Source organism: Komagataeibacter xylinus NBRC 15237 (assembly GCF_001571345.1).
Lineage (GTDB): Bacteria > Pseudomonadota > Alphaproteobacteria > Acetobacterales > Acetobacteraceae > Komagataeibacter > Komagataeibacter xylinus.
This window is the reverse complement of the sequence record NZ_BCTP01000025.1, coordinates 1-26,189: the sequence shown is the minus strand read 5'-3', so window position 1 is coordinate 26,189 and position 26,189 is coordinate 1. Positions and strand designations below refer to the sequence as shown.

Below are 26,189 nucleotides of genomic sequence, written 5' to 3'. Positions count from 1 at the left end.
AACATGAAGATTTTTATTCATGCTTTAAAATAAACGATCTTTGAAAAGGGCGTATGGTTTCGTGGCCCGTTCCGCGCAGGTGTGGGGCCACGCATGGAGGGGACCACAGCCTCCATGCGGGCCGCCCCCTCAGTCGAGGCGCTGGATGCGGCGCGCCTGTCGGGCATGATCGCGCAGGATGCCGCCAAGCCCCGGCAGGCAGGGCTCGCAGTTCTCAACCAATATCCGGCCGTTGACGATCGTGGTGCCCGCCACGGCGGGGCCACAGCGCAGCCATGCCTCGACCGGATCGGTCAAGGCACCCGCCAGCGCCACATCGGACATATGCCAGATAACAAGATCCGCGCAGGCGCCGGGGCGCAGATGGCCGATCTCGTCCTCCCACCCCAGGCAGGCGGCCCCGCCCCGCGTGGCCATGTCCAGCGCCTCGCGCGCGCCCATGGATTCCGGGCCACCCCGCATGCGGCCAAGCAGCATGGCGTTGCGGGTTTCCATCCACATCGAGCCATGATCGGTCGTGGCCGAACCGTTGCAGCCCAGCCCCACGCGCATGCCGCGCTCCTGCAGGTTCTGCACGTCGGCGCTGCCACCGCCAATCATCATGTTCGAGCCGGGGCACTGCACCACGCTTACCCCGGCCTGCGCGAGGCGGTCGATCTCGGATGAAGACGGATAGATGTAATGGGCCACCCATGAGCGCGGGCTGGCCCAGCCCATCTGCTCGAAATGCTCGGTCGGCGTGCAGCCATAAACGCTCAGGCTATAGTCATCTTCCTCCATGTCCTCGGCCAGATGGGTATGCAGGCGCAGGTCATGGCGATCGGCCAGCGTTACGGAATCCCGCATGACCTGCCCGGAGGCCGAGAACAGCGATGCCGGGCCAAGGGCCACCCGCCCCATGGCACCGGGCGCGCGGTCATGGTACAGGCCGACCAGCCGCTCGCAATCGGCCATGATGGTCTCTTCATCCTGCACGAGGGCGGCGGGGGGGAGCCCGCCATCTTCCACCGAGCGGGTCATGCTGCCGCGTGTCGCGTAGAAACGGAACCCGATGTCACGCGCCGCGCTGAACTGCGCATCGATCAGACGGGGCCGGGGATGGACATACATATGGTCCATCGAGGTGGTACACCCGCCCAGGAGCAACTCCACCATGGCCACGTAGGTGGAAAGGTAGGTTGCCTCCTCATCTAGCGCGCTCCACAGGGGGTAGAGTTCCTGCAGCCACGTGAAGAGCTTGGAGCGCGTGACCGGCGCGTACGAGCGCGTCAGGTTCTGGACCATGTGGTGATGGGCATTGACCAGCCCGGGCGTGACCAGCCGACCGCGCGCGCTTATGACCCGACGGGCTTCAGGGCGGGGATCGCCCGCTGCGCCAACGGCGTGGACGCGGTTTTCCCTGATCGCAATCCAGCCATCGGGAATTTCCCATTCACGGTCAACATAAAGGTGGGCATCACAAATCAGGATATCGATCATTACTTACCCATGCTGCTCCAGTGCCGATACGCGCAGGCGCAAAAGGCCTGCCGCATCCCGGTTTTCTGGAGACGTAAACGCTTGATCATCACTTAAGTAAATTCATTAGGTATTTTTTCGGAACATGCCATCATCATGCGTGCCTGTCCATATGTATAGATCAGAATATTGAAGTGGCAAAATGAGAATAACAACCCGCGATTGCAAAAAACAGACCTTGGAAATTCAGCCTCTTTCCCTTTCAGGTTGCATGACAGGGATAGAATTAACACGGAAATCGTGTTTTCTTGCAAAAAGCTGAAACAAAATATTAAGTTAACATATATTAACTTTATGGTTTATATTTTTATTCACGTAAGTTTATAAAAATCACTTAACATCTCTCTGTTCACTTCCAAAATACTTAGATTCTGGCAGGGAAATTAGTGCTTAGGTATATCTTCCTATAATATTGACGCGACTGGAATATGCATAAACCATGCTTCGGAATTCAATATCATGACCTTAAAAAGCTATCGAATTATGAACATATATTCATATATACGCTATCAACATTTATGAAAGCGTCCGCGCTCAGGCTTACCATAATCGTATAATCAAATGGCCCGGTTAAAAACGACTTTGGAAATATGGTACAAATCAGGCAGGGCATGCGCCCGGCGCCAGATCCCGTGGCAGGGCGTGAGCGCGTGGATGCACGCAGCGCCCTGATAAGACATGTTTCTGATACCACCAGAAAACACTACCCAAGGTTGCGAAATTCTTTCTGAAGCCTCGCGTCCATGTGATCCCGCCGGGTCCAGCCGGAGGGCTTGCTGGTATTGCAGGTTGCATTTGCCGCATCCCGTGGCCGATACCACCATCATGGCGCGGACTGTCCCGTGCCACGCGGAAGACGGATATGCTGGTTCACGAAGGCCCATCGCGCAATATCAGAACCGACATCAGGCTGGGCTGCACGCTCGCCGCGGTGGCGGGCGGCGTGAATGTGACCGGCTTTCTGGCGTTCGGCGCCTATGCCGCGAACATGACCGGCAACCTCTCTGCCGTGGCGACAGGGCTGGCGCCGGGCGGGGTCATGACCGTGCTGTGCGGGCTGGGGCTGGTGGCCGCCTTCGTGGCGGGAGCGGTTGTGGCAACGCTGCGCCTCATGGCCGGATGCAGGCGGGGCGTGGCCTGCATGCATGCGCGCATCATCTTGCTGGAAGGCGTGGCGCTCATGGCACTGGGGCTGGTGGCGGGCTGGCTGCCTGCGGGGCCGGGTGCCGGAGTGCTGGGCTATGGCCTAAGTTTTCTCATGGGAATGCAGAACGCCACGGTCACCCATATCTCGGGCGCGCGGGTACGCACCACGCATATGACCGGCATGCTGACCGACCTCGGGCTGGAACTGGCCCAGTGGATGGGGAACCGCACATCCCCCTCGCCTGACGTGGCAACGCGGCTGCGCCTTCATGGCGCGATCATCGCTTCTTTCGTGCTGGGAGGCACCGCAGGCGCGCTGGGTTATGCATTTTTGGGCACGCGATCACTCATGGGGCTGGGAGCCGTGCTGATCGTGCTCGCGCTGCCTGCCATCGTGCGGGGCGCAGAGCGGGCATAAGGCGCAGGCCACCTGCTGTTGCATGGCACGCGGGTGCCATTTTATCCTTGGCGTTGCAGCCGGCGGCATGGGCCGCACCAGAGGGGATGAAAAACAGACAGCATGACACAACAGACAAAGGCTACCGAATTTCTCGCCGGCAGTGGCGTGCCCTTTTCAGTGCATCAGTATGAATACGCGCCCGGTGGCGGGCTGATCGGCATGCAGGCCGCATCCTCCATCGGGGCGGACCCCGCCTGCGTGCTCAAAACGCTGGTGGTGGAGGTCGACCGCGCAACACCCGTCTGCCTTGTGGTGCCAGCCGATCACAGGGTCAACTTCAAGGCGGTGGCGGCCCTGTTCGGGGGGCGCAATGCACGCATGATGCCGCCCGAGAAATCAGCAGAGCTGACCGGATTCCGCTCCGGTGGCACCAGCCCGTTCGGGCAGGCCAACCCCATGCCCGTCGTGCTCTCGGCCGCGGCCATGACGCAACCCACGGTCTATATCAATGCGGGCGACCAGGGGCTGGTCGTAGCCCTTGCCCCGGAAGATGCCCGGAAAGTCATCGCCGCCAGGGTCGCCGATATTTCGACCCCGCCCGCCAGCAAGGACTGACCTGCCCATCATGGCAGGGCAGATCAGCGCCGGGCGTAAATCCATTCCCCTTGCGTTTCAAACCCTGCTATGCGGTAAGCATGAACAACAAGACCCTGGCGGCCCGCATGCTGCCGCTTGCCGTGGCAACGGCCATCCTGTCGTGGGCCAGCGCCTATCCTGTGGTGCGCATTGCATTGCGCGACATGCCGCCGGTGCCGCTGGCCGCCATCCGTTACGCGGGGGCGGCAGTACTTGCGGCCCTGTGGCTGGCCTGCAGGCGCGTACCGCCGCCTGCCTGGCGTGATGTGCCGCGCATACTGGCCTGCGCGGGCATTGGCATTTCACTTTATAATGTACTGTTCAACATGGGCGAGCTTACGGTCTCGTCCGGGGCGGCCAGCCTGCTCATCAGTTCGTGTCCGCTCATGACCGCGCTGATCGCCATGCCCGTTCTGGGTGAGCGGCTGACCACGTGGGGCTGGGCGGGATCGCTGCTCAGTTTCTCGGGCGTGATCCTGATCGCGGGGGGGCAGACAGGCGGTATCGCGTTCGGCTCCGGGGCGACACTGGTGCTGGGCGCAGCCCTGTGCTCGGCCATCTATACCATCATGCTGCGCCAGCTCATGCCGCGCTATGGCGCGCTGCCCACCATTGCCTATATTCTCATTGCAGGGGGGCTGCTGCTGCTGCCGTGGCTGCCGCGCGCCTGCGTAGTTGTTGTCCATGCGCCGTGGTCGTGCATGGCGGCGGTGGTGGAACTCGCCGTCTTTCCCGCGGCGCTGGGCTATGGCGCATGGACCTTCGTGATCAGCCACATGGGGGCTGCGCGTGGCTCCGCGCTGCTCTATACCCTGCCCCCCGTCACCATGCTGCTGGCCTTTGCGCTCACGGGCGAAGTGCCCGCAGGCCGCACGCTGCTTGGCGGTGGCGTGGTTATGCTGGGGGTGGTGATCATGAACACATGGGGCCACCCGGCGCGGCGGCGCGCGGCACGGGACTGAGGCAACCTGTTCCAGAAACTGGCGTTTCAAACCGTCTCTTAACCTTTTGCGGGCATAACGCCGTGAACAGGAACGAGACAGGGATTGATGATGGCTGTTTCCCCCGATCATGCGGAAATGGCTGCCCGCTGGGCCAGTTTCGATGCCGCATGGTACCATGCCCGCTACGCCGCGGTGCTGGACCTTATGGACATAACACCCGCGCAGGCGCGCGATTTCTACCACGAGCATGGCGCGGCCCTGCATCACGCCCCCAACCCCTTTTTTGATGAGGCATGGTACTGCGCCACCTATCCTGACGTGGCGGCACTGGTGGCGCAGGGCGTATGGCGCAGCGGGTTCGACCATTACCTGAACGCGGGCCTGAACGACCACAACCCCCACTGGCTGTTTGACGAGCACGCCTACCGCGCTGGCTACCCCGACATGACGCAGGCTGGCCTCGAGCAGGCCGGCTACCGCAATGGCTACGACCACTACCTGCGCACGGGCGATGCACAGATGCGCACCGGATCGTGCTTTTTTGACCCTGCCACCTATCTTGCCGAGGCCCCGGAGGGGGAAGGCAGCGCCCTCACCCGCCCTTTTGCCCATTACCTGCTGCACGGGGCGGCGGCCCTGCCATGGCGCACGCTCTCGCCCTATTTCGATGCCGAATGGTACGCGCGCACCTACCCCGACGTGCAGGCGGAAATTACACAGGGATTATGGCAATCTGCCCTGCACCATTACCTGTGCAATGCCACGCCACTGGAATTTGACCCCGGCCCCCTGTTTTCCGAATCCTTCTACTGCGCCGTCAACCCCGACGTGCTCGAGGCGGTGGAGCGGGGCGAACTGCGCAACGGCTATGCCCACTTCCTGCGTCACGGCGTGCATGAACTGCGCAAGCCGTGCTCGATGCTGGATCTTGCGCAATACATGCGCGACCCCGCCATTCAGGCCGACGTGACTGCAGGCCGCGCGCGCGACGGTTTTGGCCACTACCTCACCGCCCGCCCCGACCTGCGCCCCGCCGCGCCGCCACCCGTAACCGAGGCGCAGGCCCGCGCCCTGTTCCGCCACATGTGCGCCGTGCGCCTGCCGCTGCTGCTGGCGGCAGGCATTGATTTCAGTGCCGACGGACCGCCCGCGCTGAGTGTCATCATCATCGCGCATGACCAGTTTGCCATGACCATGTCCACGCTGGCCTCGCTGCGGGCCAATTACGCGGGCGCGCTTCAGGTGATCGTGGTGGATTCCGGCTCGCGTGATGGCGTGGCCCATATCGAGCAGCATGTAAAAGGCATCGAGGTGCTGCGCTTTGCAGGCAATATCGGCTTCGTGCGCGGGTGCAACGCGGGCCTTGCAAGGGTGGCCGCCCCTGCGGTGCTGTTCCTCAACAACGACGTGGACCTGCAATACGGCGCGATTGCCAATGCGCTGGGCCGCCTCATGGCCGATGCCACGACCGGGGCCGTGGGCGGGCGCATCATCCGCACCCATGGCGTGTTGCAGGAGGCAGGCAGCATCGTCTGGCGCGACGGCTCGGTGCAGGGTTACATGCGCGACGCCCACCCTGCCGTGCCCGAAGCCGGATTCGTGCGCGCGGTTGATTTCTGCTCGGGCGTGTTCCTCATGGTCCGCACCGATGTGGCGCAGGCCCTTGGCGGCTTTGATGAAGCCTATGCGCCCGCCTATTTCGAGGAGACGGATCTGTGCCTGCGCATCCGCGCGCAGGGCTACCGCATTCTGTACGACCCCAACGTGTGCCTTGTGCATTATGAATGCGGTACGTCGGACGCCACCAGTGCTGCGCGCCTGATCGCGCGCAACAGCGCCCTGTTCACGCGCCGCCATGGCCCGGAACTGCGGCGCAGGCCCCTACGGCACGACCCGTTGCAGGCCCGCGCCCGGCATGCCGATGCACGAAGCAGGCATGTGCTGTTCATTGAGGACAGGCTGCCACTGCGTTATCTGGGTTCAGGCTTCACACGCTCGAACGACATCATCACGACGCTGGCGGCTTTGGGCTACCGTGTCACGGTCTACCCCATTTTTCGCCCGATTGAGGATCTGGCCACGATCCGGGCGGCCTTCCCCGATCAGGTCGAGGTCATTCACGATCGCGAACTGCCCGAGCTGAGTGCATTTTTGCACGAGCGCCGCAGTTGCTTCGATGCAATCTGGATCGCCCGCACCCATAATGCCGCCCGCCTCGCCTCCATCTTCAACGAGGCCGCCTCCAGCATTCCCACCGACCGGATCGTGGTTGACACCGAGGCCCTGGCCACCTGCCGCGAAGTGGCCTATGAGCGCCTTCATGGCCTTGCCAGCCCCCAGCCTTTTGCCACGCGGCTGGCAGCGGAACTGGCCCCGCTGTTTCTTGCCCGCCGGGTGGTGGCGGTAAACGGAACGGAAGCCGACCTGCTGCGTGAGGCGGGCTTTGATAATGTGTCCGTTCTGGGCCACGTGCAGGTGCCCCGCGCCACGGGGCCGGGGTGGGACGCGCGGCGGGACATCCTGTTCCTCGGCGCGGTGCATGACCGGCAGGCCCCCAATCTTGACTCGCTGGCCTGGTTCAGTGCCGAAGTGCTGCCCCTGCTCGTGGCCGAACTCGGGCCGGACATCCGCTTTGGCGTGTGTGGTCACGTCAACCCGCGCGTCGATCTTGGCCCCCTGCGCCAGCACCCCAATGTGTGCATGCTGGGCCAGGTGGCCGATACGGCCCCCATTTATGACCGGTATCGCGTGTTTGTGGCTCCCACCCGCTTTGCCGCGGGCATTGCCTATAAACTGCACGAGGCGGCTGCCAATGGCCTGCCCGTGGTCGGTTCGCCGCTTCTGTGCCAGCAGGCAGGCTGGCAGGACGGGCATGACATGCTCTGCGCCGACATAACCGACCCCGCCGCCTTTGCCGCACAGGTCATCCGGCTGTATCGTGACCAGATGCTATGGAATACGGTGCGTGACAATGCGCTGCACCGCATTGCCACCGAACACGACCCGGAAGCCTATCAGGAACGGATTGGCGACATCATGCACAGCCTGTTTATGCCAGACTGAGACTGTTTTATAGCCGTCAATCATAAGAAAGTTTTTGGTGAAGCTTTTTTCAAAAAGCTTCGAAGAACGCCGCTTTTTTGAAAAAAAGCGGTACCAAAAAACTTTCCATCATTGCAGGATGCTGGCTGAACTGGCTTTTTAACCGTTACTGAGGCTGATCGTTTTCGCTGGCCCAGGGCATGAAGAGGCCGGATGACCGATATTTCCTTTGCACAAGGCATTGATGCCACCATGCAGGCGCGCGTGCTTGCCGCCCCGCATTTCCGCCGGTGGCATGAGGCCATGCGCACCCGCTTCACGTTACGCCATGTGCTGGTGCGCGATGCGGTGGCCTTTGGCCCGGAGCGCATGGGCTTCATACTCGTGGAGGCCGACGCCCTGCATGAAGGCAGGGCGGTGCCCGGCCTCGCCCTGCTGCGGGGTGATTCCGTATCGGTCATGGTCGTGCTGCAATGCCCCGGTTACCCCGACCGCACCATCCTCACGCGTGAGGCCCGCGTGCCGGTCGCCCAACCCGACCTGCTGGCCCTGCCCGCGGGCATGCTCGATGGCGGCGCGTTTGTCAGCACGGCACTACGCGAACTGGCTGAGGAAGTGGGGGCCGACCTGCATGTGCGCGCCGAAGATCTGGTGGAACTGACGCATGTTTGGCTCTCACCGGGCGGGTGTGACGAGGCAATTGGCCTGTACTATACCGAACTGCACATAGACGAGACCCTGGCCCAGGCCTTGACGGACCGGCAGACCGGCCTTGCCTGCGAGCACGAACATATCCGCCTGCGGGTGATCGACATGGCGAACCTGCCCCATATTGGCATGACGGACGCCAAAACGTTGCTTTCATGGCACATGTACCAGGCACGAAAATGAACGTACGTTTTTTTGTTGACACAACAATGTGAGGGTTGTCATAACGGCGGGAAGCAGACCTGCCTTGTGCAACTGCTTCTTGGACGTTTCCTCCCTAAACTCAGCGGTGCATATGCACCGCTTTTTTTTGTCCTGTTTTATATAAATTTCCTATAACTCTATGTCGTGTAGTATAATGCGGCACAGACCAAATGACATGACGGGAACAAAGCAGAATGAGCGGTATCTTCAATGATGTTATGGGCAAGCTGAGCGATCTGGCCGGTGCGGCGGGCCTGTCGGAGCAGGTACATTCCTACCTGGCCGAACTTCTTACCCCCGCCACCATCACCAGCCTGATGACCCAGGCGGAACAGGCCGGGCTGGGCGACAAGGTGCGCTCATGGATTGGCGATGGCCACAACCTGCCCATCTCGACCGATGAACTGCGCTCGCTGCTGAGCAACCAGCAGGTTCAGGCCATGGTGGACAAGACCGGCCTGCCCGCCGCGACCATCCTGCCCGTTCTGGCCCATCTGCTGCCCGAGGCCGTCAATACCCAGACCCCGGCTGCCGGAGAAGCGCCCAAAACCGCCTGAACGCAAAAACTGGGCCGGTCACGCGTGGCTGGCCCTTTCCCTCATGGCGACGTCACGGGTCATGATGCGCTCTGCCGCATGAACCGCCTTTGGAAAAAGACGACGTTCCAAGAATGAGTTGGAAACAGGTGATGAACTTTCCTGCTGCGGAAAGCATCACATATCATTTTAATTTAGGGAGCGCTGCCGGAAGCAATGGCGGGCAGCAACTGGAGCGATATGGATATCGTAGCCGGATACACCAGATTAATGCCGGATGCTTATCGAAAAAGATTATTCACGCCTAGGTACATGGCCCAGACAAGCGATTAATAATGTGGTCGAAGCGATCCACAGCGTTTCGCTGCGTGTTAGCAAGCCAAACCATCGCGATACAGCGGCTGTTCTTATTTTTTAAGGAAAATCACTAAGACCAGAGACCGATGGTGGGCACAACAGGGATTGAACCTGTGACCCCTACCATGTCAAGATAGTGCTCTACCGCTGAGCTATGCGCCCATCAGTCTCTGGTGAAGTGGTTTTTACTGGCCCTTTCAGGCGGATGCAACCCCCCTTTTTTAAAAAAAACGCATTGACCCCCAGCCTGCCGCCTGCCCCTATGGCGACCATGCGCTGGCCTGCCTTTCCATCCCCGCTGTCTGTTCCCATGCGGCTGTTCCCTCTGGGAAAACCCGCATGACGGAACGCGCCGTGCCGCCCTTTCACATCATTGAGCCACAAGGCATCCATCGGCCGGTTATCGTGGCGTCTCCCCATTCGGGGCGTAACTACATGCCCGAGTTCCTGCGCCTGTCCCGGCTGGGCGCGCTTGCGCTGCGGCGCAGCGAGGACTGTTATGTGGAGCAGTTGTTTGAAGGCGCACCAGGGCACGGCGCCACCCTGCTGCACGCCACCTTTCCGCGAGCCTATTGCGATGTGAACCGTGAGGCATGGGAACTCGACCCCACCATGTTCCGCGAGGCCCTGCCCGCCTGGTGCAATACCACCAGCCGCAAGGTCAGGGCCGGGTTTGGCACCATTGCTCGCATCGTATCGCGTGATGGGCCGATCTACGCCCGCCCGCTCCCGTTTGCGGAGGCCGAGAAACGGGTCAGCACCTGCTGGCAACCCTATCATGATGCCCTCGCCGGGCTGGTGCATGACTGCGTGGCCCGGCATGGCTTCTGCCTGCTGCTTGATGCCCATTCCATGCCTGTGGTGAAGGGGCGCGGGGACCAGCCGGATTTTGTTCTGGGCAATGCCTGGGGCACGGCCTGCACCCAGCAGATGACGGCGCTCGTCGAGCATGTGCTGACGGCCCACGGCTACAGCGTTGCGCGTAACGTGCCTTTTGCAGGGGGATATGTGACCCGCCATTACGGGCGGCCACGGCGCGGCGTGCAGGCCCTGCAACTGGAAATGAGCCGGGCGCTGTATATGGATCAGGACAGCCTGCAACCCCATGAAGGCTTCACGCGGCTGCAAGTCGTGCTGATGGAAGTCGTGGCCATGCTGGCGCAGTATGGCGACACGCTGGCGCAGATGGCAGCCGAATAGGCCGCAAAAAAGCGGATAAAGCGGCTCCTGCCACCCGCATTCCCGGTTTATCGCCCCGGTTGGGGCAAGATCCATACCAACCTGAACCGGACCACGACAGGGCGGATGCCCGTCGCGACAGATCGGCAGCACAGGGTGCCGGGTATATTGACGCCCTGAACCGGTGCCTTGAGCAATACTTGTTCCCTGACTGCCCCTGCCCTGGTCTGGCATGAATTATAAGGTATATGGTCTTAATTTTATTATGAACGGACTCATTCCGGCATCGACTCTTATTGTAATGTCTGCTGTTTTATTTTATGCAACCCAGCCGCAACCGGGAAAGGGATGCATCGTTGATCTCCTCACAGCGGACGTTCCCGGGATCGCTTCCTCAGTAAAACCCCATGACGGAGCGAGGAAAAACAAGGATCCCCTGTAGCCGCTGCCAGCGAAAGGTGAAGATCATGAATTCTCATATCTCCCTGCATAACCGTATCGCCCTTGCCCCCGCCGATAGTCGCGGCGGTGCCACACACAACCCCGGCAACTTTGCCAATGACCGCGCAAAGGCGGCCGAGGCCGGGCACAAGGGGGGGCAGAACAGTTCTGGCAACTTTGCCCGCGACCCGGAGCGCGCCGCCGAGGCGGGCCGCAAGGGTGGCCAGCACAGCCACGGCGGCACGGAGCATGAGGTGGAAAAACCCACCCAGGCCAGCCACAAGGGCACAGAGCACCGTTCCGGCAATTTTGCCGATGACCCCGGGCGCGCGGCGCAGGCCGGGCGCAAGGGCGGCCAGCACAGCCACACCAAAACCTGAACGCACAGGCTCAGGGCAGGAGGAGGCCGTGGCGCCGCCCTGCCTCCTCCCCCTTTGCAACAGGTCCCGCGCCACAGCCACACGAGAAGGCAGGCATGCCCCTGCGTGGCGCGGCACGAAGAACCGGCAAGGAGAAGTTTCATGTCTGCTACGGCAAGCAACACAATGACCACCAACAAGCATGACCTCATTTCCTCCGACCAGGTTGAAGGCACGGCCGTGTATTCACCGGCGGGCGAAAAACTGGGCACGGTCAAGTATTTCATGGTCGACAAGATTTCAGGCGATGTCGCCTATGTTGTCATGAGCTTTGGCGGCTTCATGGGCATGGGGAACAGCTATCATCCCCTGCCCTGGAAAGCCCTGCATTACGACCCCCGCCAGGGCGGCTATATCGTGTCCCTCACGCGCGAGCAGCTTGAAGGCGCTCCGGCCTATGCGCAGGACATGTCGCTCGACTGGAGCAACAACACCTATGGCCAGCAGGTCGATACCTATTATGGTGGATTACCCCACGCATAAATCGGGCCGCAATCCGTAAACTGGAACCGCAGGGAACGGCCTTGGGCCGTAACCTGCGGTTTTTTTAATTTTCAACAGCCTGAAATAGTAAAGAAATTTTTGGTGAAGCTTTTGTCAAAAAGCTTCAAGGAACACTGGTTAGAAAAAAGACCTTACCAAAAAACCGTTATCATTTTTCTCCCAGGCGCCAGGCCCGCTCCCGCGCCAGAAGGACCTGCTTGCGGGCCACACCCCAGCGATAACCCGACAGGTTGCCATCATGGCGGATGACGCGATGGCAGGGCACCACCATGGCCAGCCGGTTGGCGGCACAGGCCCCGGCCACCGCCCGCACGGCACCGGGTCGGCCAATGCGGGCCGCAAGTTCGCCGTAGGTTATGGTGTGGCCGCAGGGTATGCCGCGCAGGGCCTGCCAGACCTCCTGCTGGAAAGGCGTGCCCTGCAGCGCAAGCGGCAGGTCGGGCATGGCCCATGGGGCCTCGACGCAGGCAGTCACGACCTCCAGACAGCGTGCCAGCGCCGCATCATCCGCGCTCCCGGCCCGTGCCGTGGGAAAAGACGCTACAGCCGCCCGTTGCAGCGCGCGCTCATCCGCATCGAGCATGATGGCCGCAAGCCCCTCCGGCCCAAGTGCCACCATGACCATGCCAAGGCATGAAGGCCCGATGATGAAACGGATATCGGTATTCTGTTTGAATGGCGTCATGACCGGATAGCCCCATTGCGCGTGGCGGATATTGCAGCAAAGAGCGGGAACATCATGCAACAGTTTTTGTTTCAGGCGCAAAAAAAGACGCCGCCTTTTTTCAAAAAGGCGGCGTCCAAAAAACTTTTGTTTTTCAAAACAGTTATTTAACGCAAAATTCCGGTATGTCCGACCGAATACCGGCCCGGCTGCGGCCATACGGTCAGGCCATGAGGCTCCAGCCCCACAGGGATCTTGCGCATGGTGCCCGTGGTGGTGTCGATGGCATAGACAACATCATCAAACCGGCCCGAAAGCCAGAGCGTCCTGCCATCATTGCTGACATTGCCCATGTCAGGGCTGCCGCCACCGGGAATGGGCCAGTTGGCCACGACCCTGTCAGTTGCGAAATCGATCACGCTCACGCCACCCGCCTTGCCATGCGGCGGCCCATGAATCTTGTGCGAGCCACGGTTGGCCACGTACATCTTCGTGCCGTCACGGCTGGGATACAGGCCATGGGTGCCAATGCCGGTGGGGATGAATCCCGTCTCGCGGAAGCTGTCGCCATCAATCACGAACACGCCATCGGCATGCATGTCGGCCACGTAGAATTTGTGGCCATCGGGCGCGGTCAGGATATCCTGCGGCATGCCCCCGCCCGAGAGCTTGAGATAGCCGATGACCGTGCGGTTGACCGTATCGACCTTGGCCAGATAGCCACCGAACTCACAGGTAAAGATGGCGTAACGCCCGTCGATGGAGAAATCGGCGTGGTTGACGCCCTTGCACTGCGGCACCGAGACCGAGCCCTGCAATGCCATGGTGTGCGGATCGCGAAAATCGAGCCTCTGCCGTGCCTCGGCCACCGTGATGGCGGATTTGCCATCGGGGGTGAAATACATGTTGTACGGATCATCCACCGCCACTTCGGCCTGTGGCTGGGTGGTGCGCGGGTCTATGGGCGTGAGCGTGCCGTTGGTCGTGCCTTCGGCATTGTTGGTCACCCACAGGGTGCGCAGGTCCCACGCGGGCACGACGTGCTGCGGGCTCTTGCCCACCTTGAAGCGCGAGATGACCGTATAGGTCTGCGGATCGATCACGTACACATTGTTCGAGCGCAGGTTGGGCACGTAGATGCGTGGCGGATCCTTGGCAACCTCGGGGTTGAGGTTGTTGGCCCGGGTCTCGCTGTAAATATTGTGGGGGTCGAGCACGGGCGGCATGCCGGGAATGGTGTCAACAGCCTGCGCCAGGGCCACCCCACCTTGCAGCAGCAGCATGCCCAGCCCCAGAACCGGTAGTTTTTTCTTGTGTGTCATAGTGTGATCCTGTTCGTCGCGGCCCCTATAGCACGCCGTGGCAGCGGCGCAATCAGGGCGAATTCCGTCCTGTTAGGTCGTGTTGCATGGCCGCAACCGTGGCGTTGACCTGCATGTCCGCCCCCACCTGCCCAAGGGCCGCATCGGCGCGGCGCGGGTCGCCGCCATAGACGCCCTGTGCCGCCCCAGGCAGGGGGGCGGCGCGGAGCGCCTGCGTGCGCACAAGGGCGGGGTCAAGAGCCAGCATCAGTGAAGTGTCCGACAGGTCGGCATGCATGCCCACCTCCGCCGCATGGCCATGCTGGCGCAGCAATGTGGCATAGGCGCCCGGCACCACGTCGTAATAGGCGGGCACGTACAGCACATGCGCTCCCGTGCCCTGCCAGCGGTGGTTGAGCGTATCGGCCACCGTGCGCAGATCCTTCTGGTAGCCGCCATGGTCGCCAATCAGCACCACGCGCGTAAACCCCTGCACGCGAAAGCTCTCGGCGGCATCGCCCAGCAATGCGCGGAAGGTGGCCGGGGTTATGCTGATGGTGCCGGGAAAGCGCATGTGCGACGTGCGCGGCGACGTGCCGCCTTCAGGCACGTAGGCCACCACCGGGGCCACGAGCGCATGGCCCGCCGCCCGCGCAATGCGGCGGGCAAGCAGCAGGGCGCGCACGTCATGCTTGCCCACGGCAATGTAAGGCCCGCTCTGTTCCGTGCCGCCCACCGGCACGATGATGGTGGTATCGCCCTCCTGCACCGCGTTACGGATTTCGGTCCAGGTCAGGTCCGTAAAATCGACCGTGCCGGGGCTGGCCACGGCCGGGGCACACCACAGGGCGGCAAACAGGCTGCCTGCGGCCACAAGGGCTGAACGGTTACGCATGGATGGCAGGGCTCTCTGGCTGCTGGCGGTTCATGCGCCCGTGTGCCCTGTCGCCACGCAATTGGCAACCGCCATCAGCCCCGGCCCCGACATCACCATGCAACTCACCCCATCCCGTCCCGTTGGGAAAGCACATCCCTTCATCTCCAGCCCGGACACACACCCATCATGACAAAAACACCCAAAGCCCCGAAAGCCATGGCGACTCATGTCGGCGCTGGTGGCGAAACCCACCAGACCGCCGGCGAAGGTACGCCGGCCATGACCACCCAGCAGGGCCTTGCGGTGTCAGATGACCAGAATACCCTGCGTGCGGGGGCGCGTGGTCCGGCCCTGATGGAGGACTTCCATTTCCGTGAAAAGATCTTCCATTTCGACCATGAGCGCATCCCAGAGCGCGTGGTCCATGCCCGTGGCTACGGCGCGCATGGCTATTTTGAACTGACCGACAGCCTGGCCGATGTGTGCAAGGCCGATCTTTTTGGCAAGGTGGGCGAACGCACGCCCGCCTTCGTGCGGTTTTCCACCGTGGCGGGCAACAAGGGCTCGGCCGATGTGGTGCGCGACGTGCGCGGCTTTGCCGTCAAGCTCTATACCAGCCAGGGCAACTGGGACCTGGTGGGCAACAACATCCCCGTCTTCTTCATTCAGGATGCCATCAAGTTCCCCGATTTCGTGCATGCCGCCAAGCAGGCGCCGGACCGCGACTTTCCGCAGGCGCAGACAGCACACGACAATTTCTGGGATTTCGTGTCGCTCTCGCCCGAGGCCACGCACATGGTCTGCTGGGCCATGTCGGATCGTGCCATTCCCCGCTCCTTCCGCTTCATGGAGGGGTTCGGGGTGCATACCTTCCGCCTCATCAATGCGCAGGGGAAGTCAACTTACGTCAAATTCCACTGGAAGCCAAAGCTGGGCCTGCAATCGGTGGTGTGGAACGAGGCGCTCAAGATCAACGGGGCCGACCCCGATTTCCACCGCCGCGACCTGTGGCAGGCCATCAAGACAGGCAACTTCCCCGAATGGGAACTGGGCGTGCAACTGTTTGATGATGCATTTGCCGACAGCTTCGACTTCGACATCCTCGACCCCACCAAGCTGATCCCCGAGGAACTGGTGCCCGTGCGCCGCGTGGGCCGCCTCGTGCTCGACCGCATGCCCGACAATTTCTTTGCCGAGACCGAGCAGGTGGCGTTCTGCACCCAGAACGTCATCCCCGGCATCGACTTCACCAACGACCCGCTGCTGCAGGGGCGCAATTTCTCCTATCTCGATACCCAGACCAAGCGCCTCGGCGGCCCCAACTTCACGCACATCCCCATAAACGCGCCCAAATGCCCGTTCGCCAACTTCCAGCAAGATGGGCACATGGCCATGCACAACCCGAAGGGGCGGGCCAATTACGAGCCCAATTCCTGGTCGCAGCCCGCCGGTGGCCCGCGCGAGACCCCTGCAGGCTATACCTCCTACCCCGAGGAAGAATCCGGCCCCAAGCTACGCCAGCGTTCGGAAACCTTCGCCGACCATTACAGCCAGGCGCGCCAGTTCTACATCAGCCAGACACCGGTGGAACAGACCCACATGCGCGATGCCTTCGTGTTCGAACTGAGCAAGGTCGAGACCCCCGCCATCCGCGCGCGCATGGTCAGCCACCTGCTGCATGTCGATACCGAACTGGCCCAGGGCGTTGCCACCGGGCTTGGCCTCTCGCCCCTGCCCGCACCTGCGCCTGCCGCCCGCCCGGTGGTGGAAGGACTGGAGCCCTCGCCCGCGCTGAGCATCCTCAAGAACGGGCCGGACAGCTTTGCAGGCCGCAAGCTGGGCATCGTGGTGAGCAATGGCGTCAATGCCGACCTGCTCTCCGCCCTGATTGCCGCAACCGAGGCCGTGGATGGCACGGTTGAACTGATCGCCCCCACCGTGGCGGGCATTACGGACAGCGCAGGCAACGAGGTTGTAGCCCAGCAGAAGATCAATGGCGGCCCGTCCGTGCTGTATGATGCCGTGGCCCTGCTGCCCACGGTGGAAGGGGCGAACCTGCTGCGCCATGAGGCCACCATGCGCGACTTCATCGCCGATGCCTTCGCCCACGCCAAGTTCATCGCGCATAATGATGCCGCCGAGATCCTGCTCGCGGCGGCGGGGCTGCACCCGCGTGCGCGCGATGCGGGCGTGATTGCGCTCGAACGCGCGGATGACGCCACGGCTTTCATCCAGACCTGTGCGGCGCTGCGCCTGTGGTCGCGTGAAAGTCAGGTCCACGCGGTCTGAACACGCGGCACCCACCCTTCCGGCTGCCGGGGAAGCTGGTTTAAAAAAACTATTGATAAAAAATGACGAAAGTTTCTGGATGTCGCCTTTTTTCCAAAAGGCGGCATTCCTCGAAGCTTTTTAAAAAAAGCTTCACCAAAAACTTCCTTATGATTTGTGGATGTTTTCCGGGCAAAATCCCAGAAAACGGGATAGGCGGGATGACCCTCCCGGAACGAGAACGTTTCCACCCGGGTTGCTGATTGCGGAATATTTGCAACCTGCACCTGCACGTTGTGAACTGCCCTGTGGAATTCCCGTGACGACAGGGAGTCCGCCGATGGTCCGGCCCCCACGTCTCCGGCATAATAGGGTGAACTATCTATTATGCCGGAGACGTCTTCCGTCCTGATTTGCCGGAGATCCTCTACGACAACATTTTCCCCGAATATCTTTTTTATTGTCTCGACTGAGTCCCTGTTTTCGTAAGGTTCGATTGAAAAAGATTTCAGAAATAAACTATAATTCCAGCAATCTTCCTCCAGAACCTCCACGACCGCATCAGGCAATGCCTGATCGACTGTTTTTATGTCCATATCTCCATCACTTCATTGATACGTGGGGCGCATATGGCCCGCAAGGTTTCCGGTGCTTCATGGCCTGAAAGCCGCTATATCCTCACGGTGCATGATACCCATCAGGGCAGCCGGGCGGCCCCGTCCGGCTGGATGAGACAGGAGGAACGCCCATGACCGACCCGATCCCCACGACAGGCCGCCCCGATATCTCCATCCTTTACTGCACGCGCTGCAACTGGCTGCTGCGCGCGGCATGGATGGCGCAGGAACTGCTCTCCACCTTTGGCGAGGAACTGGGCAGCGTCAGCCTCATCCCGGCAAGCGGCGGACGGTTCGAGATCACGGTCAACAGCCAGCTTGTGTGGGAGCGCAAGCGCGATGGCGGCTTTCCCGGCCCGAAGGAACTCAAGCAGCGCGTGCGCGACGTGATCGCGCCGGAGCGTGACATGGGCCATATTGATCGCGATGGGGGCGCATCCGGTTAGGGGACGATATCGGGCTTTTCTGAAGCTTTTTGAAAAAAGCTCCACCAGAATTTTATCCGCTTTTAAAGCGTGCGCCGTGAAGTCGGCCGCATTGTAACGCCTCACGGCACACCCCATAATAACAGCATGAACGCTTTTGCTTCTTCGGCCGCCAGCGCGCGGCCTGCCGATATCCGTGCTGAAGTCGCACGGCTGCGGAAACTGGCGACCCTGCTTGATGCCGCCTTCCGTATTCCCGGCACGAAGGCGCGCTGGGGGCTTGATACGGTGATCGGCCTGCTGCCGGTGGGCGGCACGGCGATCATGATCATCCCTTCCCTCTACATCATCTGGAAAAGCTGGACGCTCGGTGCCAGCCAGAAGGTGCTGGCCCGCATGCTGGCCAATGTGCTGATCGAGGCGGCGGCTGACCTCGTGCCCGTGCTGGGCGATATTTTTGATACCGCCTTCAAGGCCGACCTGCGCAACGTGGCGCTACTCGAAGCACATATGGGCCTGGCCACGCCCTAGACGTAGGCGGCAGGAACGGTAGACTATGCGCTCCACGCTCCTGAATTCAAAGAAATCCGCCGCCATGCTTCTCTCCTTTTTCCGTGCCGCACAGGCAGGCCAGCCCGGGGCCTGCGCCTGTCACGCCGCATGCCGTGGTCATGGCGTGATATGAACAAAAAAGCCCCCCGCACGGTCACCGCCACCAACGCCATGCTGGCCGATGCGCTCGGCCTGCTGCGCCAGGGCCAGTTCGCACAGGCCCGTGCCGTGCTTGAAAGCTGCACGCCTTCGCCCGATGTCGAGCTTCTGCTCGCGCATGCCCATGCAGGGTGCAACCGGGTGCAGGAGGCGGCCCGCCTGCTGTGCCGGCAGGCCGTGGCCAATCCCGGTGCCCGCCACCCGGCGCGCGACATGCTCGACCTGCTGCTGCCCCATGAGCGCGTGGATGAAGCTGAAGCCGTGCTCCGTGCCGTGCGCCAGCGCGCGGGGCAGGATATCCGCACGCATGACATGCTGGGCGAACTGCTGCTGCAACGCGGCCGCACGGCGGAGGCGCATGCCGTGCTGACCGATGGGCTGAGCCTGTCACCCGCCCAGCTCACCACCGGCAACCTCATGGCCGTATGCCTGATGGAACAGGGTGAATACGCCGCCGGGCGCGACCTGCTGCTTTATATTCTCGAACATCACCCCCGCAGCGCCATGACGCATGCCAACCTCGCGCACCTGCTGGCAGGCTGGAACCGCACCGATGAGTCGCTCGCAATCCATGCCCGCGCCCTCGCACTGCGCCCCGATGATGCCAACCTGCGCCTGAACCATGCCCTGACCCTGCTCAAGAACGGGCAGATGGCCCAGGGTTGGGCCGAATATGAATGGCGGCGCAAACTCCCCGGTCGCGCGCGCCTGCCTGCCGCACGGACCCTGCCCGTGCTGGCGCCGGATGCCGACCTGCGGGGCAGGACCATCTTCATCACGCGCGAGGGGGGGCTGGGCGACATGCTGATGATGCTGCGCTTCGTGCCGGTGCTGGCCGCCCTGGGCGCACGCGTGATCGTGCAGGCTCCCGACACGCTGCACGGCCTGATCCGCCGCATGGATGGCGTGCGCCGCGTGTTCAATGACCGCCAGCCCGTGCCGTTTCATGACTGGCACTGCCCGTTCCTCAGCCTGCCGCATGTACTGCACCGCATGCCGGGCCATGCAGGTGTTGCCGTGCCTTACCTGCATGCCGATGCGGGGCGCGTGCGGGCCTGGGCGCCCTTCCTGCCGGCGCGCCCGACACTCCGGGTGGGGCTGGTATGGGGCGGGGCCAGCAGGCCCGACGTGCCCGCGGCCCACGCCATGGACCGCAGGCGCTCCATACCGCTACGCAGCCTGGCCCCACTGGCAGGCATGCCCGGCATCTCGCTGGTCAGCCTGCAGATGGGCACCTACGCCCGGCAGATGATGGACATGCCCGCCGGCATGCGCCTGCATGACCCCATGGAAAGCGTGCGCGACATGGATGATACGGCAGCCCTCATCGCGGGCCTCGATGTGGTGGTGTCGGTCGATACGTCGGTCGCCCACCTTGCTGGCGCGCTGGGCTGCCCGGTGCTGCTGCTCGACCGGTTTGACAATTGCTGGCGCTGGCTCTCGGGCCGCACCGACAGCCCGTGGTACCCTACCCTGCGCATCATCCGCCAGATCCGCACCGGGCAGTGGGATGATGTGGTGCGCCGCCTGTGCAGCATGCTGGCCAAGCGCGACCTGCCGCCATCGCGCCTGCCACCAGCGCCCTGAGCGCATAGAGCAGTTCCACTGAACCGTGGCTCAATGGAATTGCTCCAACTCATTGTTATCGAGCCTCTTCACCAGTTCGAATATGTCCATACAAACTGGATCTGCTCTAACCCTGATACACACGCCCCGGCGGCAGCAGCTTGCCGGGGTTGAGGATATTGAGCGGGTCCATGGCGTGTTTGAGCGCGCGCATGACCGCGAGCGTACCCGCGCCGTGCTCGGTCTCGAGAAATTCCAGCTTGCCCATGCCCACGCCGTGCTCGCCGCTGCATGAGCCACCAAGGGCCAGCGCCCGGTGCACGATCCTGCGGTCAAGATCCAGCGCCCGGGCATGACCTGCGGGCGTATCATCGGTGATGATGAGAGAGTGGAAATTGCCATCGCCCACATGCCCCAAAAGCGGCACGCGCAGGCCGGAGGCGGCGATATCTTCGCGCACGCCCGCAATCAGTTCGCCCAGCTTCGAGATCGGCACGATGCAGTCAGTTGAAATGACGCGGGCGGTGGGTTCGACGGCCTTGGCGGCCCAGAAGGCATCGTGGCGGGCCTTCCACAGCCGGGTGCGGTCCTCCGCCGTATCGGCCCAGGCAAAGGCCAGCCCGTTATTGGACAGGGCAATGGCCTCGGTCGCCGCCACCTGCTCCTGCACACTTGCGGGCGCACCGCCAAACTCGAAGAACAGCGTGGTCAGGTCCTGATAGCCATCAAGCTTCGAGTAACGGATCGAGGCGGCCATCTGCACGTCATCAAGCAGTTCCACCCGGCTGATGGGAATGCCGCACTGGATGATCTCGATGGCGGTCCGCACCGCGTCATCGAGGTCGGCAAACTGGCACACGGCGGCGGAAAGCGTCTCGGGGCGGCCATGCAGGCGCAACTGCACCTCGGTAATGATGCCCAGCGTGCCTTCCGAGCCGATGAACAGCGATGTCAGGTCATAGCCGGTGGATGACTTGCGCACCCGCCCGCCCGTGCGGATCACGTCGCCCGTGGCCAGCACCACGGTCAGGCCCAGCACGTTCTCCTTCATGGTGCCATAGCGCACGGCGGCCGTGCCCGAGGCCCGCGTGGCGCACATGCCGCCCAGCGTGGCCTCGCCACCCGGATCAACCGGAAAGAACAGCCCCGTATCACGGATCTGGGCATTGAGCGCCTGCCGCGTCAGCCCGGCCTGCACGCGGCAGTCCAGGTCCTCGGCATTCATTTCAACAATGGCGGTCATCTCGGAAAGGTCGAGGCTGATGCCGTGTTCGGCAGGCGTGACATGTCCTTCAACCGACGTGCCAGCCCCGAAGGCGACAAGCGGCACCGCATTGGCGTGGCAGGCGCGCAGCACGGTGGCCACATCCCCGGTCTTGCGCGCAAAGACCACCGCGCCGGGCAGGCAGGCGGCTTCCATGGCCTCGCCATGGCTGTGGGCCTCGAGCACCGAGGGCGAGGTGCTGACCTGTGCCGCAAGCCCGCCCGCACGGATGGCGGTCAGGGCGGCCTGAAGGCGGGCTGCGGGCGAGGCGGGCGTGTCAGTCATGCAAGGTGTCCAGGTAGAAAAATCAAACAGGGAGCCCTAGTGTAACAGCATATGGCAGCACACGGCCAGACGGGACGGCTGGCGGGTCGGGCATGTCTGTTTTTTCAGGCGCATGCAGGCAACCAGCCCTTGCACCCGCCCGCCTGTGATGCGCAAATGCACGCCGCAAAACGGGGGGAAACAGATGAACATGGCCTTTCTTACCTCGGGCATGATGCTGGCCTTTGCCGCATTTTCCTCGTTCTCGATCAGTGATGCCTATTCCAAGCTGCTCGCAGGCCAGCTTGACCCGTTCGAGGTCGCCTTCTCCGGGGGCGTATTCGGCTTTCTCATCATTCCGTTCATCCGTGACAAGAACGAATCCTACAAGGATATTTTTGCGCCCACCCACCCGCTGATGTGGGTGGTGCGCGCCGTGGCCACCTTTGCCGCAACGGCTGCCAGCGTGGAGGCCTTCATGCTGCTGCCCATGCCTGAGGCGCTCTCGCTCATGTTCCTCATGCCGCTTTTCGTCACCATCCTGTCCGTGACCCTGCTGCATGAGAAAGTATCGGGCTGGGCGTGGCTTTCGGTCATACTGGGTTTTCTGGGCGTGCTGATCGTGCTGCGGCCAGGCGTGCGGGCACTGCATCTGGGGCATCTGTGCGCGCTGATTGCCGCCATCGCCAATGCCGTGGGCGTGATTGCCTACCGGCTGGCGGGCAATGACACGCCCCGGCTCTCGCTGTTCGGCTCAAGCCTGTTCGGCCCGCTGGTTGGCGATGGCGCGCTGATGCTGGCCCACGCGCACTGGCCGCACGGGCTGAAAACATGGATGTTCCTGTTTGGCTACGGCTTTCTTGCCGCCCTTGGCCAATTGTTCATGATGATGGCCACCGCCCGCGCGCCTGCCAACCGCGTGGCCCTGCCCCAGTACAGCCAGATGCTGTGGGCGGTGGCGTTCAGCTACTTCCTGTTTCATCAGCCGCTTGATGGCTGGACGTTCGCGGGCATTGTCGTGGTCACGCTATCGGGCATGATCAACTGGATCCGCCAGCATGTCCTTTATGAGGCACTGGTTCTGAAGGCACGCCGCGCCGCCCGGCGGCGGGCCGAGACCTATGCGCCTGACCGGGGCTGAAGGTGGGCCGCCTTATACGGCTGGCTTAATGCTGCGTGGTGAGCAGAATGAACAGCACCATGGTCAGCACGGAGACCACCGCGCTGAGAAACAGGGTTGAGGCCGCCTCCTGCTCATCCGTTCCGAAGCGAACCGCCAGAATGACCACGACCGTGCCCACAGGGATGGACAGCGTCAGCACGGTGGCGCGGATGACATCATGCGGCAGGCCCAGCACTGCCAGCACCAGCCACGCCATGGCGGGCACGACAATATTGCGCGCGAGCACCGTCATCACCACCGGCAGCGTAATATGCACACGCTGCAGGAACAGCACCACGCCCGATGCGAACAGCGCCACACCCGTGGCGGTATTGCCCAGCAGGCCCATGGCGCCAAGCAGCGAAGGGGGCAGACGTACGTTCAGCACCACCAGCCCTGTTGCCAGCAGCGGCGCCCACACGATTGGCTCTTTCAGCGCAGCCCCCACCTGCCCCACGAAACTGACCGATCCACCATCCGTAACCGTTGCATCGTGGCCCAGCATCATCATGCACACCGGCGTCTGGACCAGCACCATGGCGAAGACCGCGGCCGATATGGCAACCGCCGTGCTGTCATGCCCGATCAGGACCGGCAGCATGGCGGAACCGATAAAGGGCACCGAGGGCGCGCCAATGGCCAGACCCTGCAACGCCGCCGCCGCCCCGCCACGATGCGCCACATACCGCGACACCCCATACGCCACCGCAAAACTGATGCACATAAGCCCGAAGACCGAAGCCGCCAGCGGCATCTGGCCCGCAAGGATGGTGCGCGGCATGTGGGCGATGCCTACGAACAGGTTGAGCGGAAACGCATAGAGCATGACCAGCCGGTTCAGCACAGCAACATGCGTGCCATCAAAATCATGGTGCCACCCGGCACGGTACCCCAGCACAAACACCAGGATGAGAGGCAGCATCGCGGCAATAATGGTCGAAAGCATGGACTGAAACGGCCTTATCCTACGCGCACCCCCGCCATGCATGACGGAGGCGCTGCCAAAAACAATCCTGAGCAGACCTGCGCGGATATGGCAATGGCATCCCTGATATTCAGGATGATGTTTCTCTTTTTATGAGAATTACATATTTTGTAAGAAAGTAAAAATATATTCAAATCAATCTTTTGAAATTAAATACTTCAGAAAAAAATTTTCATGATTATCATGCAGTTATGCGATCAGTTTTCTAAACGGTCCCTGACCGATTTTTTCAAAATACATTGAAATTTATTATTGATAAATATCTACACATAATATTAATATTGTGTATTATTTAATGATAAAAAAATTACTTTATTACATGTCAATATATACCATCTAATCATACAAATCCATACATACAAATTTTTCAAAATCTGCTTTCGTTTTTTATCCCATCGCGTGCATTGCTGCGCAGCATCCAGGCCAGTGATCACCAGCCTTTTTGCAGGCATGCAAGGCGTGCGTTCATTACTCAGTAAAAAATAATAAAATAAAATTTACGTGAAACAACAGGAAAGAAAAACTCTGAAACAATACTGACGTTTGCGTGCAGCTATTCCCCTTCCCTGAACCGTGCCTGCGCACCGTTCACTGCCGCAAGAAAAGAGCCAGCCCATGGCCCCTGATCCCTCCCGCCGCTACCGCCGCGATATTGATGGCCTGCGCGCCATTGCCGTGACCGCCGTGGTCCTGTTCCATGCTGGTCTTTCGCCGCTGAAATCGGGATTCACCGGCGTGGACATTTTTTTTGTCATTTCCGGCTTTCTCATAGGCGGCATCGTGTACCGTGATGTCGGGGCGGGGCGCTTTCGCTTCGATGCCTTCTATGCCCGGCGCGCCGCCCGCATCCTGCCCGCGCTCATGGCCGTCATCGCCTTTGTCACGATCCTCGGCGTCGCGCTGGCCAGCCCTCAGGACTACAGGCAGATTGCAATCGGGGCGATGGCGGCCCTGAGCGGGTGGTCCAACATCCTGTTCTGGCGGCAGGTCAACTACTTCTCGCCCGATGCCCATCTTGATCCGTTTCTCATGACATGGTCGCTCGGCGTGGAAGAGCAGTTCTACCTGCTTTTTCCTTTCCTGTTACTGGCGCTGCGCCGCATGACACGTCCTTTCGTGCTCGGCGCCATCGGTGCGCTCTGCCTTGGCTCCTTCACCCTGGCCGTCATCGGCATGGGCCGCTGGCCCACGGCGGTCTTCTACCTTCTGCCCACGCGGGCATGGGAACTCGGGGCCGGAACCTTCCTGGCCATCGCCCGCTCAGGGGCAACAAAACCCCTGCCCGCCCTGCCTGCCAACATACTGGGCTTTACCGGTATCGGGCTTGTCGTGCTGTCAGTCTGTCTCTTTAACGAACATACCCCCTTCCCGGGGCTTGCCGCGCTGCTGCCGGTGGGGGGCACGCTGGCGCTCGTGCTGGCGGAAGGCAGTATTTTCAACCGCCTCGTCCTGTCCGCGCGCCCATTCGTGGGGGTGGGGCTTGTTTCCTATTCATGGTATCTGTGGCACTGGCCGCTCATGGCATTGACATGGCTGTGCATGGCGCAGGCCCCCCGGCCCGCGCAGCTTGTGGTGGTGGCCTTGGTGTCACTCGGGCTGGCCGTGCTGTCATGGCGTTATATCGAACAGCCTTTCCGCCATGCCCGCCTGCCCACCCGCACGGTCCTGCTGCGCTATGGCAGCGCCACTGCATTATGCGGGGCCGCCCTGTCAGCCATTTACATGAGCCACGGCTTTCCCGCCCGCTTCAACCCGGCCCTGCGGATCACGGAAGCCAGCCTGGCAGCGGGGCGCGGCGGTTCATGCCTGGCCAATTATGGCGATGCCCGGCCCAATACAAGCTTCGCCTGCATGCACGACACCGGACGCCTGCAGATCGCCCTGCTGGGTGATAGCCACGCAGCAGCCCTTGCCCCCGCCCTTGCCCGCATCGCGCGTGCAGGCGGGTATGATTTTGTGCAGTTCACCAAGTCATCCTGCCCGCCGCTGATGGGGGCTACGCGCCTCATGCCGCAGCATCCGGGTCATGCCGCCGCCTGCGCGCTTTATAC

General features: G+C 61.9%; 23 protein-coding genes and 1 tRNA gene. 15 read left to right on the top strand and 9 right to left on the bottom strand.

The annotated features are described in order from the left end of the window. Positions 1–129 precede the first annotated feature (129 nt). Positions 130–1,479 (bottom strand): amidohydrolase family protein, encoded by a 1,350-nt coding sequence (locus tag GXY01S_RS10695; protein ID WP_061274916.1) that lies wholly within the window; start codon positions 1,477–1,479, stop codon positions 130–132. Positions 1,480–2,075: 596 nt separating this feature from the next. Next, complete coding sequence (locus GXY01S_RS18190; protein WP_146222773.1) at positions 2,076–2,345, bottom strand: hypothetical protein; 270 nt, start codon at positions 2,343–2,345, stop codon at positions 2,076–2,078. A gap of 35 nt (positions 2,346–2,380) precedes the next feature. On the opposite strand from GXY01S_RS18190, the gene GXY01S_RS10690 reads away from it, so the two are divergent. The 6 genes from GXY01S_RS10690 to GXY01S_RS10665 all read left to right on the top strand — a co-directional run bounded on the left by GXY01S_RS10690 (position 2,381) and on the right by GXY01S_RS10665 (position 9,155). Next, positions 2,381–3,082: a YoaK family protein gene (locus GXY01S_RS10690; RefSeq protein ID WP_061274914.1), complete on the top strand. Its 702-nt coding sequence runs from the start codon at positions 2,381–2,383 to the stop codon at positions 3,080–3,082. Between the two features lie 102 nt (positions 3,083–3,184). Next, positions 3,185–3,679: a YbaK/EbsC family protein gene (locus GXY01S_RS10685; protein ID WP_061274912.1), complete on the top strand. Its 495-nt coding sequence runs from the start codon at positions 3,185–3,187 to the stop codon at positions 3,677–3,679. Positions 3,680–3,759: 80 nt separating this feature from the next. Beyond that, positions 3,760–4,662 carry a DMT family transporter gene (locus GXY01S_RS10680; protein WP_110570404.1) on the top strand — a complete coding sequence of 301 codons (903 nt, stop codon included), beginning with the start codon at positions 3,760–3,762 and terminating at the stop codon, positions 4,660–4,662. A 90-nt stretch (positions 4,663–4,752) separates the two neighbouring features. Continuing rightward, entirely contained in the window at positions 4,753–7,707 is a 2,955-nt protein-coding gene (locus GXY01S_RS10675) for a glycosyltransferase (RefSeq protein ID WP_061274939.1), read from the top strand. 192 nt (positions 7,708–7,899) lie between these two features. Then, complete coding sequence (locus GXY01S_RS10670; protein ID WP_061274910.1) at positions 7,900–8,577, top strand: NUDIX domain-containing protein; 678 nt, start codon at positions 7,900–7,902, stop codon at positions 8,575–8,577. Between the two features lie 215 nt (positions 8,578–8,792). After that, the gene (locus GXY01S_RS10665; protein WP_061274909.1) at positions 8,793–9,155 is read left to right on the top strand and encodes a YidB family protein; all 363 of its coding nucleotides are present in this window, start codon (positions 8,793–8,795) and stop codon (positions 9,153–9,155) included. A 423-nt stretch (positions 9,156–9,578) separates the two neighbouring features. On the opposite strand, the gene GXY01S_RS10660 is transcribed toward GXY01S_RS10665, so the two are convergent. Beyond that, a tRNA-Val gene (locus GXY01S_RS10660) sits at positions 9,579–9,653 on the bottom strand. A 177-nt stretch (positions 9,654–9,830) separates the two neighbouring features. Between GXY01S_RS10660 and GXY01S_RS10655 the strand changes: the two genes are divergently transcribed. From GXY01S_RS10655 to GXY01S_RS10645, 3 genes are all read left to right on the top strand, one after another. Next, the gene (locus GXY01S_RS10655) at positions 9,831–10,691 is read left to right on the top strand and encodes an N-formylglutamate amidohydrolase (RefSeq protein WP_061274907.1); all 861 of its coding nucleotides are present in this window, start codon (positions 9,831–9,833) and stop codon (positions 10,689–10,691) included. Positions 10,692–11,137: 446 nt separating this feature from the next. Next, positions 11,138–11,491, top strand: coding sequence for a con-10 family general stress protein (locus GXY01S_RS10650; RefSeq protein WP_061274937.1), 354 nt, complete (start codon positions 11,138–11,140; stop codon positions 11,489–11,491). Positions 11,492–11,632: 141 nt separating this feature from the next. After that, on the top strand, positions 11,633–12,013 hold the full coding sequence (locus tag GXY01S_RS10645; protein ID WP_061274905.1) for a PRC-barrel domain-containing protein: 381 nt from the start codon (positions 11,633–11,635) through the stop codon (positions 12,011–12,013). A 169-nt stretch (positions 12,014–12,182) separates the two neighbouring features. On the opposite strand, the gene GXY01S_RS10640 is transcribed toward GXY01S_RS10645, so the two are convergent. The 3 genes from GXY01S_RS10640 to GXY01S_RS10630 all read right to left on the bottom strand — a co-directional run bounded on the left by GXY01S_RS10640 (position 12,183) and on the right by GXY01S_RS10630 (position 14,894). Continuing rightward, entirely contained in the window at positions 12,183–12,719 is a 537-nt protein-coding gene (locus GXY01S_RS10640) for a methylated-DNA--[protein]-cysteine S-methyltransferase (RefSeq protein ID WP_061274904.1), read from the bottom strand. Between the two features lie 146 nt (positions 12,720–12,865). Further along, positions 12,866–14,020, bottom strand: a complete 1,155-nt coding sequence (locus GXY01S_RS10635) for a YncE family protein (RefSeq protein WP_061274902.1) — start codon at positions 14,018–14,020, stop codon at positions 12,866–12,868. 52 nt (positions 14,021–14,072) lie between these two features. Beyond that, a complete protein-coding gene (locus GXY01S_RS10630) occupies positions 14,073–14,894 on the bottom strand; it encodes a creatininase family protein (RefSeq protein WP_061274900.1) in 822 nt (273 codons plus the stop codon). 168 nt (positions 14,895–15,062) lie between these two features. On the opposite strand from GXY01S_RS10630, the gene GXY01S_RS10625 reads away from it, so the two are divergent. Next, the gene (locus GXY01S_RS10625; protein WP_061274898.1) at positions 15,063–17,165 is read left to right on the top strand and encodes a catalase; all 2,103 of its coding nucleotides are present in this window, start codon (positions 15,063–15,065) and stop codon (positions 17,163–17,165) included. On the opposite strand, the gene GXY01S_RS18185 is transcribed toward GXY01S_RS10625, so the two are convergent. Further along, positions 17,147–17,740 carry a hypothetical protein gene (locus GXY01S_RS18185; RefSeq protein WP_156470308.1) on the bottom strand — a complete coding sequence of 198 codons (594 nt, stop codon included), beginning with the start codon at positions 17,738–17,740 and terminating at the stop codon, positions 17,147–17,149. The genes GXY01S_RS10625 and GXY01S_RS18185 overlap by 19 nt on opposite strands. 152 nt (positions 17,741–17,892) lie before the next feature. Between GXY01S_RS18185 and GXY01S_RS10620 the strand changes: the two genes are divergently transcribed. From GXY01S_RS10620 to GXY01S_RS10610, 3 genes are all read left to right on the top strand, one after another. Beyond that, entirely contained in the window at positions 17,893–18,207 is a 315-nt protein-coding gene (locus GXY01S_RS10620) for a SelT/SelW/SelH family protein (protein ID WP_061274896.1), read from the top strand. Between the two features lie 126 nt (positions 18,208–18,333). Next, positions 18,334–18,717 carry a DUF4112 domain-containing protein gene (locus tag GXY01S_RS10615; RefSeq protein ID WP_061274894.1) on the top strand — a complete coding sequence of 128 codons (384 nt, stop codon included), beginning with the start codon at positions 18,334–18,336 and terminating at the stop codon, positions 18,715–18,717. A 150-nt stretch (positions 18,718–18,867) separates the two neighbouring features. Then, positions 18,868–20,484 carry a glycosyltransferase family 9 protein gene (locus GXY01S_RS10610; RefSeq protein WP_242501285.1) on the top strand — a complete coding sequence of 539 codons (1,617 nt, stop codon included), beginning with the start codon at positions 18,868–18,870 and terminating at the stop codon, positions 20,482–20,484. Positions 20,485–20,590: 106 nt separating this feature from the next. Here the strand turns inward: GXY01S_RS10610 and GXY01S_RS10605 are convergent, their stop codons facing one another. Then, the gene (locus GXY01S_RS10605) at positions 20,591–22,012 is read right to left on the bottom strand and encodes an FAD-binding oxidoreductase (RefSeq protein WP_061274892.1); all 1,422 of its coding nucleotides are present in this window, start codon (positions 22,010–22,012) and stop codon (positions 20,591–20,593) included. A gap of 184 nt (positions 22,013–22,196) precedes the next feature. On the opposite strand from GXY01S_RS10605, the gene GXY01S_RS10600 reads away from it, so the two are divergent. After that, positions 22,197–23,132, top strand: a complete 936-nt coding sequence (locus GXY01S_RS10600; RefSeq protein ID WP_061274933.1) for a DMT family transporter — start codon at positions 22,197–22,199, stop codon at positions 23,130–23,132. Between the two features lie 25 nt (positions 23,133–23,157). Here GXY01S_RS10600 and GXY01S_RS10595 read toward each other — a convergent pair whose 3' ends face one another. Next, positions 23,158–24,099, bottom strand: a complete 942-nt coding sequence (locus GXY01S_RS10595; RefSeq protein ID WP_061274889.1) for an AEC family transporter — start codon at positions 24,097–24,099, stop codon at positions 23,158–23,160. Between the two features lie 654 nt (positions 24,100–24,753). On the opposite strand from GXY01S_RS10595, the gene GXY01S_RS10590 reads away from it, so the two are divergent. Further along, positions 24,754–26,189 (top strand): acyltransferase family protein (locus GXY01S_RS10590; RefSeq protein WP_061274887.1); only part of this gene is annotated, 1,436 nt, incomplete at its 3' end.